Annotated in this window: 13 protein-coding genes and 1 pseudogene; 3 read left to right on the top strand and 11 right to left on the bottom strand. The window is 38.0% G+C overall.

What is annotated here, in order from left to right; all coding sequences use genetic code 11:
* Nucleotides 1–103: 103 nt before the first annotated feature.
* Together ACQ5H4_RS14280 and ACQ5H4_RS14275 are read right to left on the bottom strand one after the other, a co-directional pair.
* A pseudogene (locus tag ACQ5H4_RS14280) lies at nt 104–646 on the bottom strand (methyl-accepting chemotaxis protein); the annotation flags it as partial.
* Nucleotides 647–1,181: 535 nt separating this feature from the next.
* Nucleotides 1,182–1,601 (bottom strand): universal stress protein, encoded by a 420-nt coding sequence (locus tag ACQ5H4_RS14275; protein ID WP_430775656.1) that lies wholly within the window; start codon nt 1,599–1,601, stop codon nt 1,182–1,184.
* Between the two features lie 214 nt (nt 1,602–1,815).
* On the opposite strand from ACQ5H4_RS14275, the gene ACQ5H4_RS14270 reads away from it, so the two are divergent.
* Together ACQ5H4_RS14270 and ACQ5H4_RS14265 are read left to right on the top strand one after the other, a co-directional pair.
* Nucleotides 1,816–2,811, top strand: a complete 996-nt coding sequence (locus tag ACQ5H4_RS14270; RefSeq protein WP_430775654.1) for a permease — start codon at nt 1,816–1,818, stop codon at nt 2,809–2,811.
* Nucleotides 2,812–2,824: 13 nt separating this feature from the next.
* On the top strand, nt 2,825–3,736 hold the full coding sequence (locus ACQ5H4_RS14265; RefSeq protein ID WP_430775653.1) for a TIGR03943 family putative permease subunit: 912 nt from the start codon (nt 2,825–2,827) through the stop codon (nt 3,734–3,736).
* A gap of 50 nt (nt 3,737–3,786) precedes the next feature.
* Here the strand turns inward: ACQ5H4_RS14265 and ACQ5H4_RS14260 are convergent, their stop codons facing one another.
* The 4 genes from ACQ5H4_RS14260 to ACQ5H4_RS14245 all read right to left on the bottom strand — a co-directional run bounded on the left by ACQ5H4_RS14260 (nt 3,787) and on the right by ACQ5H4_RS14245 (nt 8,351).
* The gene (locus tag ACQ5H4_RS14260) at nt 3,787–3,924 is read right to left on the bottom strand and encodes a hypothetical protein (protein WP_430775652.1); all 138 of its coding nucleotides are present in this window, start codon (nt 3,922–3,924) and stop codon (nt 3,787–3,789) included.
* Between the two features lie 61 nt (nt 3,925–3,985).
* Nucleotides 3,986–4,816, bottom strand: a complete 831-nt coding sequence (gene licT, locus ACQ5H4_RS14255) for a BglG family transcription antiterminator LicT (protein ID WP_430775651.1) — start codon at nt 4,814–4,816, stop codon at nt 3,986–3,988.
* A 125-nt stretch (nt 4,817–4,941) separates the two neighbouring features.
* Nucleotides 4,942–6,372 (bottom strand): 6-phospho-beta-glucosidase, encoded by a 1,431-nt coding sequence (locus tag ACQ5H4_RS14250; protein WP_430775650.1) that lies wholly within the window; start codon nt 6,370–6,372, stop codon nt 4,942–4,944.
* Between the two features lie 59 nt (nt 6,373–6,431).
* Nucleotides 6,432–8,351: a beta-glucoside-specific PTS transporter subunit IIABC gene (locus tag ACQ5H4_RS14245; protein ID WP_430775649.1), complete on the bottom strand. Its 1,920-nt coding sequence runs from the start codon at nt 8,349–8,351 to the stop codon at nt 6,432–6,434.
* 588 nt (nt 8,352–8,939) lie between these two features.
* Between ACQ5H4_RS14245 and ACQ5H4_RS14240 the strand changes: the two genes are divergently transcribed.
* Entirely contained in the window at nt 8,940–10,379 is a 1,440-nt protein-coding gene (locus tag ACQ5H4_RS14240; RefSeq protein WP_430775648.1) for a glycoside hydrolase family 1 protein, read from the top strand.
* 418 nt (nt 10,380–10,797) lie between these two features.
* On the opposite strand, the gene ACQ5H4_RS14235 is transcribed toward ACQ5H4_RS14240, so the two are convergent.
* From ACQ5H4_RS14235 to ACQ5H4_RS14215, 5 genes are all read right to left on the bottom strand, one after another.
* Nucleotides 10,798–11,613 carry an undecaprenyl-diphosphate phosphatase gene (locus tag ACQ5H4_RS14235; protein WP_430775647.1) on the bottom strand — a complete coding sequence of 272 codons (816 nt, stop codon included), beginning with the start codon at nt 11,611–11,613 and terminating at the stop codon, nt 10,798–10,800.
* A gap of 65 nt (nt 11,614–11,678) precedes the next feature.
* Entirely contained in the window at nt 11,679–12,971 is a 1,293-nt protein-coding gene (locus ACQ5H4_RS14230; protein WP_430775646.1) for a hemolysin family protein, read from the bottom strand.
* Nucleotides 12,972–13,025: 54 nt separating this feature from the next.
* Entirely contained in the window at nt 13,026–13,448 is a 423-nt protein-coding gene (locus ACQ5H4_RS14225; protein ID WP_430775645.1) for a MerR family transcriptional regulator, read from the bottom strand.
* A 126-nt stretch (nt 13,449–13,574) separates the two neighbouring features.
* Nucleotides 13,575–15,524, bottom strand: a complete 1,950-nt coding sequence (ltaS, locus tag ACQ5H4_RS14220; protein WP_430775644.1) for a lipoteichoic acid synthase — start codon at nt 15,522–15,524, stop codon at nt 13,575–13,577.
* 173 nt (nt 15,525–15,697) lie between these two features.
* Nucleotides 15,698–16,243 (bottom strand): cysteine hydrolase family protein, encoded by a 546-nt coding sequence (locus tag ACQ5H4_RS14215; protein WP_430775643.1) that lies wholly within the window; start codon nt 16,241–16,243, stop codon nt 15,698–15,700.
* Nucleotides 16,244–16,274 lie beyond the last annotated feature (31 nt).

Genomic DNA, 16,274 nt, shown 5'->3' with positions numbered 1-16,274 from the left:
CATTAAGATGAAATACATCAGGTCATAAGATGCCTTTTATGACCTGATGCACAAGTAAAACTAGCTCCACGAGTCATAAGACTAAGACCGCTTCATGCCATTTTCACTCTTCCTGACCAATCCCCTTAATCTGCATAATTCCTTCTTCCAATCGCTGATCAACAATGTGAGCGTCGTCGATATGTTGTAAAATCGCGTCATTTACTTTATTGAACACTTCTTTTGTCATACAGATTTCTTCAATGATATCTCCACTAAACGATTTTTGTTCTTGAATGGTGTGGAGAACCGATTGTACTTCGGTTTGCACCGTTTCAATCACCTCAAGGATATGATCAATCTTCGCGGTTGTTCCCGTACTAAGCTCAATTCCTTCATTAACAACTGTCAGACTTGTTTGTGTTTCAGTGAGCGCTTTGTTAATTTCCTGCTGAATACTTCTCGTGAGGCCGTCGATGTCCATGGTGCTTTTGGCTGTACTTTCCGCAAGTTGTCTCACCTCACTTGCGACCACAGCAAAGCCTTTTCCATGTTCTCCTGCTCGTGCTACCTCAATTGATGCATTCAAGGCAAGCAAATTGGTTTGTTCGGCAATGGCATGAATGACCTTGACAATGTCCTCAATTTCTTTTGAACGTATATTAAGGTGATTCATACTGGTTGCCGCTAAGCTCGATTGCTCCCCAAGCTTCTTGATCATTGTTTCTACTTTTCCAACAGACTCTCTACCCTCCTTCGACTCTCTCACCATTTCCTCCGTGGAATCTATCAAAGTTTGTCCCATCACAAGCATCTTGGTCGAAATTTGATTAGAGTGTTGACTGATTTCTTCCACTTTATCGAACCTTTTTTTAATTTTTTCGACGAGTTCTGCTAGATCATGATGCTGTCCATTCACAACCTCGTGCTGGTTCACTGTTGACAACAAATCCCCATACAAGCTATGTAAAAAATCCTCCATCCGGTTCTCCATCTCCTGATTTTTGTGTTTTGCTTTCATATATTCAGCTTTGAAAAAGTCTAATTCACTTTGTAATCTTTTGTTTTCACGAATGGTCCTAAACATATAGAGATGCCCCTTTTATCAAATGATAGTAAAATCATATCGCATTCAGATATCTCTTTTTGTGATATATGTCATAGGTACAAAAAAACACCAAGCATTTTTAAATGCTTGGTGTTCATTTCACAATTAGCACCGGACAGTTTGCTCGTTTGGCTACTTTATGACTCACACTTCCGAGAACAAATTCCTGCAAGCCACTTAATCCTCTGCTGCCAATCACAATAATGTCTGCATGATGATTGTTTGCATATTCAACTATCGCAGGGCCCGGGTCACCCTGGAGAATCGTTACCTTATAGGATACTTCATGGGTTCTGGCCATTTTTTCGACCTCTCTTATTCGTTCTTTACGTTTTCCATCCAAGTCTGCTGAGTTCCAATGGCTCAGCACGTCTGATTTCACTTTATCAGCATCAACAACAATAACAATCTCTACTAATGACCCTGGGGTGCATTTTGCCATATGCATAGCGTTTTCTGCGGCTCTTTTCGCATGATCCGATCCGTCGGTGGCTAAGATAATATTTCTATACAATGGATAACCTCCTTCTTTTGTTAAAAAAGTCTAATATGTTAATTATGCGTGAAATGCATCATTATCGCAGTGATGTTCCTCACCGCACCCTCTCATTCCTTCACATACTTGCTATTAAAAAAAGAGAGACATATTCCCATGTACAAGCCCATATAGTTTAAGGTAGAATATAAAACGTAATTATTACGGTTTAATTAATACATAGGAGGGACATATGAATCGAATTGTTCGAACGAACTTGATTGATATCGCTGGATTGATTTTATTAGCAGCTGCTTTTCTTTTACTACCATTAAAATTAGACGTTGGGGACGTTCTTCCCTCTTCATTTTTAAATCTTAATACCATTTTTCTAAGTATATTAATAGAAGCTTTTCCTTTTGTGCTTATTGGTGTTCTGATTGCAGGTGTGATTCAAATCTTTGTAACAGAAGAACATATTCAGCGGTGGATTCCTCAAAGCAGGACAAAGGCGATTATCATGAGTTGTGTGGTCGGTGCATTATTCCCTGCCTGCGAATGTGGAATTGTACCGATTGTTAGACGACTTGTAGCTAAAGGGGTCCCTCTATATGCAGCCATTGGCTTTATGCTAACAGGGCCACTGATTAACCCGATCGTGATTGCATCCACGTATATGGCGTTTGGAAATAACGCGGCCATTGCGGGGTGGAGAATGGGACTTGGATTTGCAGTTGCTCTTTTTGTTGCGTTTCTAGTGAGCTTTTTCTTCAGAGGTCATCAATTCAAGCAGGCACTTGTTAGTACGCAAACCATCCCTGTAGGTAGAAAAAAAGAATCTTTTATCAAGCGTTTCTTCTCGATGCTTACCCACTCCATCGATGAGTTTTTTGATATGGCGAAGTTCTTAATTTTTGGAGCCTTACTTGCTGCAGCTGTTCAAACGTATATGCCAGCAAAATCCCTATTAGAAGCAGGAGATGGTCCTTTTTCCTCCGTCGCTGTCATGATGGGTCTTGCTTATGTATTATCTCTTTGCTCGGAAGCAGATGCATTTATCGGTTCATCCTTTAATAGCATTTTCCCAACACCATCTGTCCTAGCCTTTCTAATTTTCGGACCGATGATGGATTTAAAAAATACACTTATGATGTTAAGTGTGTTCCGTGCAAAATTTGTTTTTAGTGTACTGTTCTTTGTTGCAACGACTGTGTTTCTATCCATTGTGCTCGTACAGAGCTTTTTATAAGGAGGGATTTTAGATGGTCTTCCAAGCACAACAAGCTCTACGTGCAGCCATATTGCTTTTTTTCACGGTATTAATTTTCAAATTTCACTATACGGGTGAGATTACCAAGTTTATTAATCCAAAATACATCGGACTCAGTCAGATCGCATCTGTTCTGTTCCTAATCTTGTTCTTCATCCAAATCACGCGTATTTGGGAGAAAAAGACTCATCACCATCATCACGACCATGAGTGCAGCCATAATCACGACTGTGATCATAACCATGACCATGGAAATACACCTATGACACTAAAAAAAGTGCTCTCGTACGTCATTATTGCCTTTCCTCTCGTTACTGGTTTTACCATACCAGCAAAAGTGCTTGATTCCTCTATCGCAGAGAAAAAAGGGGGAATGGCGGTGATTACTGGAAAAAGTGAAACACCTTCAACCGATGAGTCAACAAATGAAGAAGATGTTCAACCATCCGACACGGAGGTACTTCCAAATCCGCATGGAGAAATCACTCAAGATGAGATGAATTCTCTTGTTCAAAAACTAAAGCAAAGTGATCCGATTGACATGAATGATTATGTGTATTATTTAAACTATGAAGAAATTAGTAAGGACGTAGCAACTTTTAAAGGAAGAGAAATCACCTTAAAGGGCTTCGTTTATAAAGAGGAAGGCTTTCAAACGGATCAGCTTGTCATCTCCCGTTTCTTGATCACACACTGTGTGGCGGATGCAAGCATTATCGGTTTTTTAACACAATTTGATGAAGCAGCTACTCTCGAAAAAGACACATGGGTGGAAGCCACTGGTGTAATAGATGTGACAACCTATAACGGGACGGAGATGCCTTTTATCAAAATTACCGACTGGAAAACGATTGAGGAACCATCCGAACCCTATCTATTTCCGTTAAATGTGCGGATTTTATAATAAATAAAGGGGAGAATGGCATCAATTAGTCATTCTCCCCTCCTTTTCTATTATTCATCTTTTTCATCATAGGCGATTAGCACGATATTTTCGTTTGTTTCCTTCCGCAATTCCTTCTCAAGAGAGGTAATTTTGTCTAATTGGCTTTTCTCAAGATCAGCTACAGGAAAATTTTCATACACACTCATCTAAGTACCCCTTTCTAAGGTGATAATTAGATTTTTTCCATGTCTTATCTCAATTATGCAGTTAGCGGTTCACGACTCTTTGGATATGGATGATTAAATATAATTTTTCGTTATTCGTAAGACTGTAATCGAATTGATTTTCGATATATTCATTAATTTTCTCCGTACATTCAAAAGCTGCTCGATGCTTCTCACGCACCGTTTCGAATAAGAACGGATCGTCATCTTCGATATATGTTTTGCTATATAATCGCTGGGCAAAAAATTTTAAATGCGTAATAAATCTAAAATAATTTAATGATTCCTCGTCAAAGTCCATTTTAAAATGATACTTAACAATATTTAAAATATCCTGCATGACTTTCGTTATATTAGCGACATTCGGCATTTCCTGGTTGAGCTCAGCATTGACGATATGCATCGCGATAAAGCTTGCTTCATCTTCTGGTAAAAGGACCCCCAGTTTCTCCTGAATGATCTTCAAGGCTTCCATCCCAATGACAAATTCTTGCTTATAAAATCGCTTAATTTCCCATAAAAGAGCATTTTTAATGTCGTACCCTTTTTGATTACGCTCGACCGCAAAATGAATATGATCAGTTAAAGATATATAGATACTATCGTTTAGGTCTCGTCCTAGTCTTGATTTGGCAATCTTAATAATATCCTCTGTAACTTCCATATATTCAATCGGGACTTCATATAAAAGAGTTTTAAATTTTTCTGACATATCATTATTTTTGAGAGCAAAAATCTTCTCAATTTTGTCTTCTTCTACAGAATCTCCTGGCTTTTTTTGAAAGGCCAAACCTCTCCCCATAACCACTAACTCTTCGTTTTTTTCATTAAACGCACTGATAACGTTGTTATTGTACACTTTGGCTATTTTCATTTGACCACCTATAAGTTTATTATGGTTCTCTTATTTTTATTATAATGGAAATAGTGAGCGTTATAAAATCTTTAGACATTCAAAAGAAGGAAAGCTAATTAAAAGCTTTCCCATTTTTATCCAACCTATAGTTTTTCCCCGTTTGAAGCAATCACTTCTTTATACCAGTCAAAGCTCTTCTTCTTAGAACGCTCTAATGTTCCATTGCCTTCATTATCCTTGTCCACATAAATATAGCCATAGCGTTTTTTCATTTCACCCGTTGATGCACTCACAAGGTCGATTGGGCCCCAGCTCGTATATCCAAGGATTTCTACACCGTCTTCAATCGCTTCTGACATTTCCGATACATGCTTACGTAAGTATTCAATTCGGTAATCGTCGTTCACTTCACCGTTTTCACCTGGAACGTCAACCGCACCAAGACCATTTTCTACAACGAATAGAGGTTTTTGATAACGATCATATAATTGGTTCGCTGTAATACGGAAGCCCTTTGGATCGATTGTCCATCCCCATTCAGACTTCTCTAAGTATGGATTCTCAATCGAACCAAACACGTTTCCAGATGTGGTCTTGTTAATTTCAGGATCTGTACTAGTCGTACGACTTGCATAGTAACTAAAGCCAAGATAATCTACTGTATGATTCTTAAGAAGCTCTTCATCGCCTGCTTCCATCACAATATTCAAGTTATTGTCTTTGAAGAATCTCTTCGCATATCCAGGATATTGACCGCGAGATTGAACATCGATAAAGAAGAATGAATCACGATCTTTTTCCATCGCATCAAACACATCATCCGGATTACAAGAGTATGGATAGGTTTGACCCGCTGCTAACATACAGCCAATTTTCATATCCGAATTGATTTCATGACCTGCTTTTACAGCCAAAGCACTGGCAACTAACTGATGATGTGCTGCTTGATACTTCACTTGTTTCTTATCTTCGCCTTCTTCAAATACAAGACCGGCACCAACGAATGGCAAGTGTAGGAGCATATTGATTTCGTTAAACGTCATCCAGTACTTTACTTTGTCCTTATATCTTTTAAAAAGTGTCGTTGCATACGTTTCAAAGAAAGTAACAAGCTTGCGATTTCTCCAACTGCCATAGTTCTTTACAAGGTTCACTGGTACATCAAAGTGAGCAATCGTCACAACAGGCTCGATGCCATACTTTAATAATTCATCAAATACTTTATCGTAAAATTGAAGTCCTGCTTCGTTTGGTTCTGCATCGTCACCATTTGGAAAAATTCTCGCCCAAGAGATTGATAAACGCAAAGCTTTAAAACCCATTTCTGCAAAAAGCGCGATATCCTCTTTATAACGATTGTAAAAATCAATCGCTTCATGAGAAGGGTAAAATTCGCCTTCAAGTGGTTCATACGATGGTAGATTCCCTAATAAAATCTCCCATCTTAGTTTTCCAGTTGGCATTAAATCAACCGTTGTTAATCCTTTGCCATCTGCTAAATAAGCACCTTCTGCTTGGTTTGCGGCAATAGCGCCGCCCCATAAAAATCCTTTTGGAAATGCCATTCTATCCATCCTTTCTTAAAACAACAGGAAGAAAGGAAACGTATTTTTCCTTTCTCCTAACATGTTGATTACTTACTATCTAGTGTAAATAATGGTGCGCCTGTTTTCACTTGTTTTGCATCCGCAAGTTGTAAATCGAACTCTTTATGGTTTGTGACAACGATTGGAGTGGTTAACGGCTTACCAGCTTCCTTAATTTGCTCCATATCAAACTCAATTAGTAATTGACCTGCTTTCACGTAATCACCTTGAGACACATGAGCGGTGAAAAACTTCCCTTCTAATTGAACGGTATCCATACCGATGTGGATTAAAAGATCAGCACCTGAATCTGTTGTAATACCAATTGCATGCTTGGTTGGGAATAGTGCAGAAACTGTTCCTGCTACTGGTGCAACTAATTTCCCTTCACTTGGCTCAATCGCTACACCATGACCTAATGCACCTGACGAAAATGCTGCGTCTCTTACTTCTGATAATGCAATTACTTCACCATTTAATGGACTAACTACTTCTTCATTTTGAACATCTTGAACCTTTGTTGCTGCTACTTCACTAGCTGCTGACGTTGTTTCTGTTGTTGCGTTTTGTTCTTTGTTAATTCCACCGAATAATAATGTTAGAACGAAACCTGCGATGAAACCTACTACGATAGAGATGATTGCACCATAGAAACCGAAATCGATTCCTTCAGGGCTAATATAAGATGGAATTCCGAAAATCCCAAGACCACCAATAATGTAACCCGTTACATTTGTAGCACCTGCAATAGCTCCACCAATACCTGCAGCGATACAGCTCATGATAAATGCTTTCTTTAATGGAAGTGTAATACCATAAATAGCTGGTTCAGTTACACCAAAAATACCTGAGATAAATGCCGGGATACTTAAAGTTTTTAATTTCTGGTTCTTTGTTTTGATTAAAATTGCTAGTACCGCACCCGTTTGAGCAAATGATGCTGCGAATACTGTTGCAAGGATTGTGTCATAACCTAGTGTTGCTAGGTTGTTGAATGCGATTGGTACTAATCCCCAGTGAAGACCGAAGATAACGAATACTTGCCAGAAACCACCTAATAGCAGACCTGCAATCATTGGGCTTACGTTATAGATTGCTAATGTCCCTTGACCTAATAAGCTTCCTGCCCATGTTGCTACCGGGCCAATTGCAATAAATGTAAGTGGTACAACAATTAATAATGTTAACATTGGTACAACGAATGCTTTAATTACATCTGGAATAACTGTCTTTAACCATTTTTCCACTTTAGCTGCAAAGAATGCTGAGATAATAATCGGAATAACAGATGAAGAATAAGACATTAAAATAACTGGAATACCTAAGAATGTAACAAAAATTGGTGATTCAAACATGGTTCCTGCAAATACCGTATAAAGAGGCTCACCTGCTGTTAGTGTTGATAAAGTTGGATACACTAATGCTGCCCCGATCGCCATCCCTACGAATGGGCTACCACCAAATTTCTTAATTGCTGTATAACCTAAGAAGATTGGTAGGAAGTAAAACAATGCGTCCCCAGTTGCGTTTAAAATTTGATACGTACCTGATGTACTATCAACCAACCCAAATGCGACAAATAAAGCGTTAAATCCTTTAATCATCCCTGTTGCTGCTAAAACTCCAAGAACAGGAGTGAAGATGCTTGAAATTATATCAATAAAGCGACTTAATAGTGATCCTTTTGGACCTTCCTCTTCTTCAACAGGCGTTTGACCTTGGAATCCACCAACAGTAGTTACTGCTTTGTACACATCTGGTACATGGTTTCCGATTACTACTTGATATTGTCCACCGCTTTTCATAACAGTTACAACATCATCCATATTTTTTAACACTTCTGTGTTTGCTTTGCTTTCATCTTTTAATTTAAAGCGTAGGCGGGTAATACAGTGGACCACACTGGAAACGTTTTCTTTTCCGCCCACATTGGCAATAATATCATTTGCTAATTGCTCATATTTCATTTTTGACCCTTCCTTCTTTTATATGATTGATTTATTTTTTCCAAATAAAAAACCTGAGCCAATTAGGAACACACACTGCTAGCGATAGCGTGTTCTAATCGGATCAGGTTATGCCCACTTAAGGTAACATTCCTTCAAGGAATTTATTAAGTTTTATTTGATACGTGTAATTTATCACGGGAATTTGGTAGGTGTCAACGCTTTCTTTTTAAAAAAATAAATAATTTTATAGATTTCTGGTTTATTTCTTATATATATATAAATGCAAAAATAATGTTCAACTAGGAGATGCATGTCGGATGGGCTCCATATCCTTCGCTGTTATTCCTTTGGAATAAAGGCTCGTTCCTGGATCCCATCCGACAAATTTTGAAAATAACGTTTACAAAATTCTTGCTTCGACAAAATATTCATGTTATAGTTAACGCAATTAAACAAACAACCTTTTTAGGATTGTTACTGGTTATGCAGGCAAAACCTAAATCACGTAATCTATGAGACTATTATGTCTTCTCTACGTGATTTAGGTTTTTTTATTTTATTCCAGTGAAAGCGTAGCCAGAAAAACATAAATGGAGGTAATTCCAGATGACAAAAACATATCAATTTCCAGAAGGATTTTTATGGGGCGGTGCTACAGCTGCCAACCAATTAGAAGGTGGGTATCTTGAAGGCAACAAAGGAATGAACCTTGCAGACGTAATGCCTGGTGGTAAAGTACGTTTGAAGTTGATCATGACTCCTGGTTTTGACTTTGAGATCGATAAGGAAAAATATGCCTATCCGAACCATGATGGAATTGACTTCTATCACCGTTATAAAGAAGATATCGCTCTTTTTGCTGAGATGGGCTTTAAAACATACCGTATGTCAATCGCTTGGTCTCGTATTTTCCCTAAAGGAGACGAGCTGGAGCCAAATGAAGAAGGTCTAGCATTCTACGAAAGAGTATTTGATGAATGCCTTAAGCACGGAATTGAACCTGTCGTTACGATCTCTCACTATGAAATGCCTTTATATTTAATTAAAGAGTACGGCGGTTGGAGAAGCCGTGAAGTGATTGGGTTCTTTGAGCGCTATGCAACGACTTTATTTAACCGTTATAAAAACAAAGTAAAATACTGGTTAACCTTTAACGAAATTAATGGAGCAACACATATGCCAATATTTGGTCTTGGTTTCTCTCCAGCTACAGAAGATGTTCGCCTACAAGAAAGTTTCCAAGGCTTGCACCACCAATTTGTAGCGAGCAGCTTAGCAGTTAAAGCTTGTCACGAAATCATTCCTGGATCTCAAATCGGCTGTATGTTAATTTATGCTCCTGTTTACTCAGTCGACTGTAATCCAGAGAACGTGTTGTATGCATTACAAGAAGCGCAAATCTTTAACAATATTTGTGGAGATGTACAAGTTCGTGGAGAGTACCCAGCATTTTCTAAGCGTTACTTTAAAGAAAACGGCATCTCAATCAATATGCAAGAAGGCGATTTAGAAACGATCAAGCAATATCCTGTTGACTTTATTTCGTTCAGTTACTATATGTCACGTACAGAAAAGAAAGTGAAAACAGAAGAAGAAAAATCAGCAGGAAACATCATGTCTGGTGTTAAAAACCCATTCCTTAAAGCAAGTGATTGGGGCTGGGAAATCGACCCAACTGGTCTACGAATTGCATTAAATGAATTATATGACCGCTACCGTGTTCCTTTATTCATCGTTGAGAATGGACTTGGTGCATATGATAAGGTTGAAGAAGATGGAAGCATCAACGACGACTACCGTATCAATTACCTTCGTGAGCATATCGAAGCTATGGGTGAAGCAATTGAAGACGGCGTAGATTTAATGGGTTACACTTCTTGGGGCTGTATTGATCTAGTAAGTGCTTCTACAGGTGAATTGTCCAAGCGTTATGGCTTCATCTATGTAGACAAGCACGACGACGGAAGCGGTACACTTGAGCGTAGTAAGAAGAAGTCCTTCTACTGGTATAAGAATGTTATTGCTACGAACGGTCAAGAACTATAATAAATAAGAAAGCATTGGTCCATTTTGGTGGGCCAATGCTTTTTTATTTGGGTGAAAAGGTTTTTATAGCTGGCTTTTTCGGCAATTGAGCGTTGGGTTGGCCTAGGAATGAGGGATAACGACTGTTTTTCTTAGATTCCAGGCTCTTTTTGGTCTTCATAACCGGGATGACGACCGTTTCTTCTAGTTCCCTAGCTTCTTTCGGTCTTCATAACCAGAATGATGACCGTTTCTTCTTGTTCCCTAGCTTCTTTTGGTCTTCATAACCAGAATGATGACCGTTTCTTCTAGTTAAACTAGTTCTTCTGGTTTTCATAAGCCCGATGTACTTCATTTCTATCGGGTCCTACATTTCTTTGCTCTTAATAAGCTCATTGAACTCATTATCCCTCAATCCATCGAAAAGCTGCACTAGCCCTTATGAAAACTGCGACATTACCAACACCAACGGGCCGACAATAAAGCAATAATACGCGAAATACTTCAGATTCCCTCTCTCCATTAACCCCATAAACCATTTTAATGAGTAATAAGATAACAGAAGGGACATTACAAACGCGACGATATAAGGAATAAGCATGTCGCCCAATTGCATGTCGCCTACTTTTAACACTATCGCCCCTAAGCTAACAGGAATATATAGAAGGAATGAGAATCGTAAGGCGGTTTCCCTTTTCATCCCTATTCCCATCGCAGCAACAATCGTAGCACCCGAGCGGCTAATTCCAGGAATTAATGCCACTGCTTGAGCACAACCAACAATTAGGGCATCTCTCACGGTTAACCCTCTGTCGCCTTTTGTTCCCTTAAGATTTCTAATGAGCCAAAGTGCTATCCCTGTCACGAGTAAAGCTCCACCAATCGGAGCAATCCCCCTGAAATAACTAGAGATCGTATCTTCTAATAAAATACCGATCACACCCGCAGGAATGGTACCAATAATTAAATAAACGATAAAGAGAAAATCATTCTTATCACTGGGGTCCTTTTTAACCATATAATTGCTTCCGTTTTTAACTAATCTGATGAGATCGTCTCGATAAATAAGCAATACAGCCAAAAGGGAAGCGAAATTCATTAATACTTCAAAGCTAAAATCGCCTTCAGCCACATTAATTCCTAAAAATTCCTGAACGAGCACCAAGTGTCCGCTAGAGGAAATGGGAATAGGTTCTGTAAAACCTTGTAGTGCTCCTAAAAACGCATATTTTATTATGATAAGTATCTCTTCCACCGACTCACTCCTTGACAAAAATTGAAAGAGGCTTGGAAATGACCCAAGCCCACATTATTATACTATTAAGCTCTTTTAATTTCCAAATATTGAATATGGTGTCCATCCTTCTTCTGGACTTTAAACACATATCCTTCTGCTTCTAGCTCTGTACCCACCTGTGCTTCCATATCCTGAGTCATGAACCATCCACCAATGGTATCCACATCTTCATTTGATAAAGTGGTTTCTAACAGATGGTTAACGTCCTCAACTAGCAATTTAGAATCTACAATGTAGTGGTTTTCGTTTACCTTTCGAATGTCAGGTAATTCATCCTCATCAAACTCATCTCGAATTTCCCCAACAATTTCTTCTAGAATGTCTTCAACAGTAACTAATCCAGATGTTCCACCATACTCATCTATTAAAATCGCAATATGTGTACGTTCCTTTTGCATTTTTACCAGTAAGTCATGAATTGGAACGGTCTCAATCACACGGATAATCGGGTTAATAAAGGACTCAATCGTAAAGCCAGCCCGTTCTTCTTCTGGTATATCAGCTGTTAACAGCTCTTTCACATTAATGAAGCCAACAATATTATCTTTGTCACCATTGACAACTGGGTATCGCGTATAATTTTCAGATTTAACAGTTGCTAGAATATCAGCATACGACTCATCAATAGAAATGGATACCATCTCTGTTCGAGGAACCATAATCTCTTTCGCTATTCTTTCGTCAAATTCAAAAATATTGTTCATATATTTTAGTTCGTTTTTGTTAATTTCTCCACTCTTATAACTTTCAGATAGTAAAATCCTAAGTTCCTCTTCAGAGTGTGCTACTTCGTGTTCGGATGCTGGTTTCAAACCAAATGCGCCAACCAATAAACGAGCAGAACCGTTTAAGAACCAAATAAATGGATACATGATACGGTAAAACCAAATGATTGGTACAGCAAACATCAATGTAACTGCTTCAGCTTTTTGAATAGCCACCGTCTTAGGTGCAAGCTCACCAACAACCACATGCAGGAATGTAACTAAAGCAAAGGCAATCCCGAATGACAGAATTCCAATCAACGATTCATTTAAATGAAAATGTTCAAATACTGGATGTAATATTTTTTCAACAGTCGGTTCACCTAACCACCCTAAACCTAATGCGGTAATTGTAATCCCTAATTGACAGGCCGATAAATATTCATCCAAATGGGTTACCACTCGTTTTGCCGATACAGCACCCTTTCTTCCTTCCGCAATCAATTGATCAATTCTCGACACACGAACCTTTACAATAGCAAACTCTGTAGCTACGAAAAAAGCGGTTAAAGCAATTAATAAAGCAATCAAAAGTAAATTAATAGTTGTCAACGATCGGTCTTACAAAGTAAGACCTACACCTCCTAATATAGTAAAAAAAATAAATTAATTGAGCAATAACAAAAGTGTTTGTATTAATGAAAGACTTTCGTTTGATACATTCTTTTTCACATATTCAATATTTTTTAAATCATTTTTATCAAGATGAGCCAGTACGTCTGAAACCTCTTTTTCTAACCCTTTTATCTTTAGTCTTAGCTCAAGCACATCTATTTCTTCTGCGTCTTTTTCTGCTACTATTTTCTTAATCTCTTCAAGAGACATTCCGTCCTTCTTACATTGTTCAATAAAGTGTAGCCGTTCTACCGCCGACTTGTCGTAATAGCGATAATTCGAAGTGGAACGTTCTACTTTCAATAGTCCGAGATTGGTATAATAATCAATTGTTCTCTTAGTAACATTTGCGATTTCAGCCAATTCACCAATTTTTAACTTCCCAGCCCCAATGGAGTCCCTCCAAACCGTCACGTGATAGTTATGTAAACATTATACAATGAAGTATAATCTTTAACAACTAATACGGTATCCCTATTTAAATAGTTTCAAAGTCTTTAAAAAAAGACTGCCAACCTTATGATTGACAGCCTTACAACATTATTCAACCAATTTCTTATTCTTAGTCACACTATAATCATAAATTGACCGATCCACTGGAGTAAAGTTATTTGGTGTATAAAAACGCAATAAATCTCCGTTTACAATCATATCCGAATAGGCTAGTTTTTGTTCTGCTGACAACTGGTACGTTTTCGCTTCTTCTAGTCGTTCGCTGGCTAGTATTTCCCCAGTTTTCGAATCATAAAAAATCCCATCAACTGAAGTGATTTCTGAGCTTACGAAGTCTCCATTTCTAAATGGAATCACGTCATCATGCTGTTCAGAAAGCAAATCTGTGCCAAGATGTACATAATCCTTTGAGTCCACACCTAGCAGGTGGAGAAGCGTAGGAAGAAGATCAATTTGTCCTGCGTATTCTTCATTCACCCCTCCATTCATACCTGGAACTCGTATGAATAATGGAGTCCGCTGTAATCCAGCACTTTCAAAAGGAGTGATTTCCTTTCCAATCACTTCTTTCATTGCCTTATTATGATTTTTTGAGATCCCATAATGGTCTCCATACATAATAATAATAGAATTATCGTATAATCCCGATTCCTTTAGATAAACAAAAAATTGTTCAAGAGCTTCATCTGCGTAACGTGCTGTCTGGAAATAATTATCTACCGTTTTATTTCCTGTCGTATGAGGAGCGATAGTTGCCTCTTTTTCATCAATGGTAAACGGAAAATGATGAGTGACCGTAATAAAATTAGCATAGAATGGCTGTGGCAATGATTCCAAATATGGCATAGACTGCTGGAAAAATGGCTTGTCCATTAACCCATAATCTGCTAATTGTTCTTCATTCATGTCATAGAAGCTAGAGTCAAAGAAGTGATTATATCCTAACGACTTGTATATTTCGTTTCTATTCCAGAAGCTTCCAGTATTACCATGGAATACAGCAGACGTATAACCTTGTTGTTGCCCCAAAAGAGCAGGAGCTGCCTGATATGTGTTCATCCCCTTCATCGTAAAAGCAGATCCCTGTGGTAAACCATAAAGAGAATTTGCTACCATAAATTCAGCATCTGCCGTTTTTCCCTGTGCAGTTTGATGAAAGAAATTGTTAAAATAAAGGGTATTTTCTTCCTTCGTTAAAGAATTTAAAAATGGAGTGACCTCTTCCCCATGTAGTTCGTAATTAATCAGAAAGTTTTGAATAGATTCCATGTGTACATAAATCACATTCATCCCTTTTCCTATCCCATAGTAATTGGGATTCGGTTCAGCATAATTAGACTTCGTAAAATTAATAACTTCGGTTGTATCATCACCGTCTGCTAGTGCTCTTTGAGCAGAAGCCTTTGTACTCTGCACGGCATCATAAATCGTGTAATTATACATCCCTAAATACTTAACAATATAGTTACGATCAAAACCTCTTGTTAATAGCTCCGGTCGATCGGACTCTGCTAAAGCTAAATTCAACGTAGACACACCAAGAGCAAAGGAAAAGACAGCTGCCACTTTTCTCTTTGCCATCGGCTTCATTTCTATTTTCCGAAACCCAATTACAATTATTGCAAGTAACAATAAAGTATCTACAAAGAAGAATAGATCAAATGGCTTTAGTAGCGAAGTGATACTTCCACTAACATCGCCGATATTTTGAGTTTGTGTGAATGTTGGCAATGTAAGGAAATCAGTAAAGAATCGATAGTACAATACATTGGCAAATAAAAGGAGGGATAACAACGTGTGTAAAACGAGTAACCCTATATATTTGCCCTTTCCTTTTATAAAAAAGGAAAAGCCTAAAAATAGCATGGCCGAACCTAAAGGATTCAGAAATAATAAAAACTGCTGTAGCGAACTTTCAATTCCTAAATCAAATTGTGTATATTGAATGATATATGTTTTAGTCCATAAAAGTACAACTGCTAAAAAGAAAACTCCTGTAAAACTATTAAATAACTGAAATTTATTTAGAAGTTTCATATTACCTTCCTTCCTATTTCATAATTATATAAAAAACAGTGTACCATGAAACTTGAAATATAGTGAAGTTCTAGAAGACTAGTAAATTTTCCGCAAATATTGATCATAGCTTGTAGCTACTGGCTGTACAATAAAATAGCGTAACCACCAATGGTGATTACGCCTAAAGATAATTATTTAATTCGTGCATTCATGCTTCCTTTAAAATGCCCTAATGCCCAATCATGTCCAGCTTGATTAAAGCTAGCTACTGCATTTTCATGTACGACGATTTTAAAGCCTTTGTTATAAGCATCAACAGCTGTATGTAGCACGCAAATATCGGTACAAACCCCAACTAAGTGGACCTCTGTGATGCCTCGCTCTCTTAGCTTGATTTCTAAATCCGTTCCAGCAAAAGCACTGTAGCGTGTTTTATCCATCCAATACACATGTTCCTTCTCAAGATTTTGAAGATACAGCGTGTTTAACGTCCCATACAAATGTCTGCCCTCTGTTCCTTCAATATTATGAGGAGGATACAGTTCTGTTTCTGGATGAAAATGATCGCCTTCTTTATGAAGGTCAATTGCGAACACCACATACTCGCCTTTATTAATAAATTCCTCAGTAATCTTGGTGATTTCTCCTTCGATAGCTATACCAGGCTCTCCACATGGCAAAGCACCTACAACAAAATCATTCGTATAATCGATATTAATCAAAGCTCTCTTCGTCATCGTTACACTCCTCAAGAATCCGTCATACGTT

Source organism: Bacillus coreaensis (genome assembly GCF_050586445.1).
Classification (GTDB): Bacteria; Bacillota; Bacilli; order Bacillales; family Cytobacillaceae; genus Robertmurraya_A; species Robertmurraya_A coreaensis.
This window is presented reverse-complemented; position numbering and strand designations above follow the sequence as displayed.

What these genes read in the sequence shown, in the direction of transcription:
- ACQ5H4_RS14270 (WP_430775654.1), top strand. Translation starts at nt 1,816, where the DNA reads ATGAATCGAATTGTTCGAACGAACTTGATTGATATCGCTGGATTGATT.
- ACQ5H4_RS14265 (WP_430775653.1), top strand. Translation starts at nt 2,825, where the DNA reads ATGGTCTTCCAAGCACAACAAGCTCTACGTGCAGCCATATTGCTTTTT.
- ACQ5H4_RS14260 (WP_430775652.1), bottom strand. Translation starts at nt 3,924, where the DNA reads ATGAGTGTGTATGAAAATTTTCCTGTAGCTGATCTTGAGAAAAGCCAA.
- licT (WP_430775651.1), bottom strand. Translation starts at nt 4,816, where the DNA reads ATGAAAATAGCCAAAGTGTACAATAACAACGTTATCAGTGCGTTTAAT.
- ACQ5H4_RS14250 (WP_430775650.1), bottom strand. Translation starts at nt 6,372, where the DNA reads ATGGATAGAATGGCATTTCCAAAAGGATTTTTATGGGGCGGCGCTATT.
- ACQ5H4_RS14245 (WP_430775649.1), bottom strand. Translation starts at nt 8,351, where the DNA reads ATGAAATATGAGCAATTAGCAAATGATATTATTGCCAATGTGGGCGGA.
- ACQ5H4_RS14240 (WP_430775648.1), top strand. Translation starts at nt 8,940, where the DNA reads ATGACAAAAACATATCAATTTCCAGAAGGATTTTTATGGGGCGGTGCT.
- ltaS (WP_430775644.1), bottom strand. Translation starts at nt 15,524, where the DNA reads ATGAAACTTCTAAATAAATTTCAGTTATTTAATAGTTTTACAGGAGTT.
- ACQ5H4_RS14215 (WP_430775643.1), bottom strand. Translation starts at nt 16,243, where the DNA reads ATGACGAAGAGAGCTTTGATTAATATCGATTATACGAATGATTTTGTT.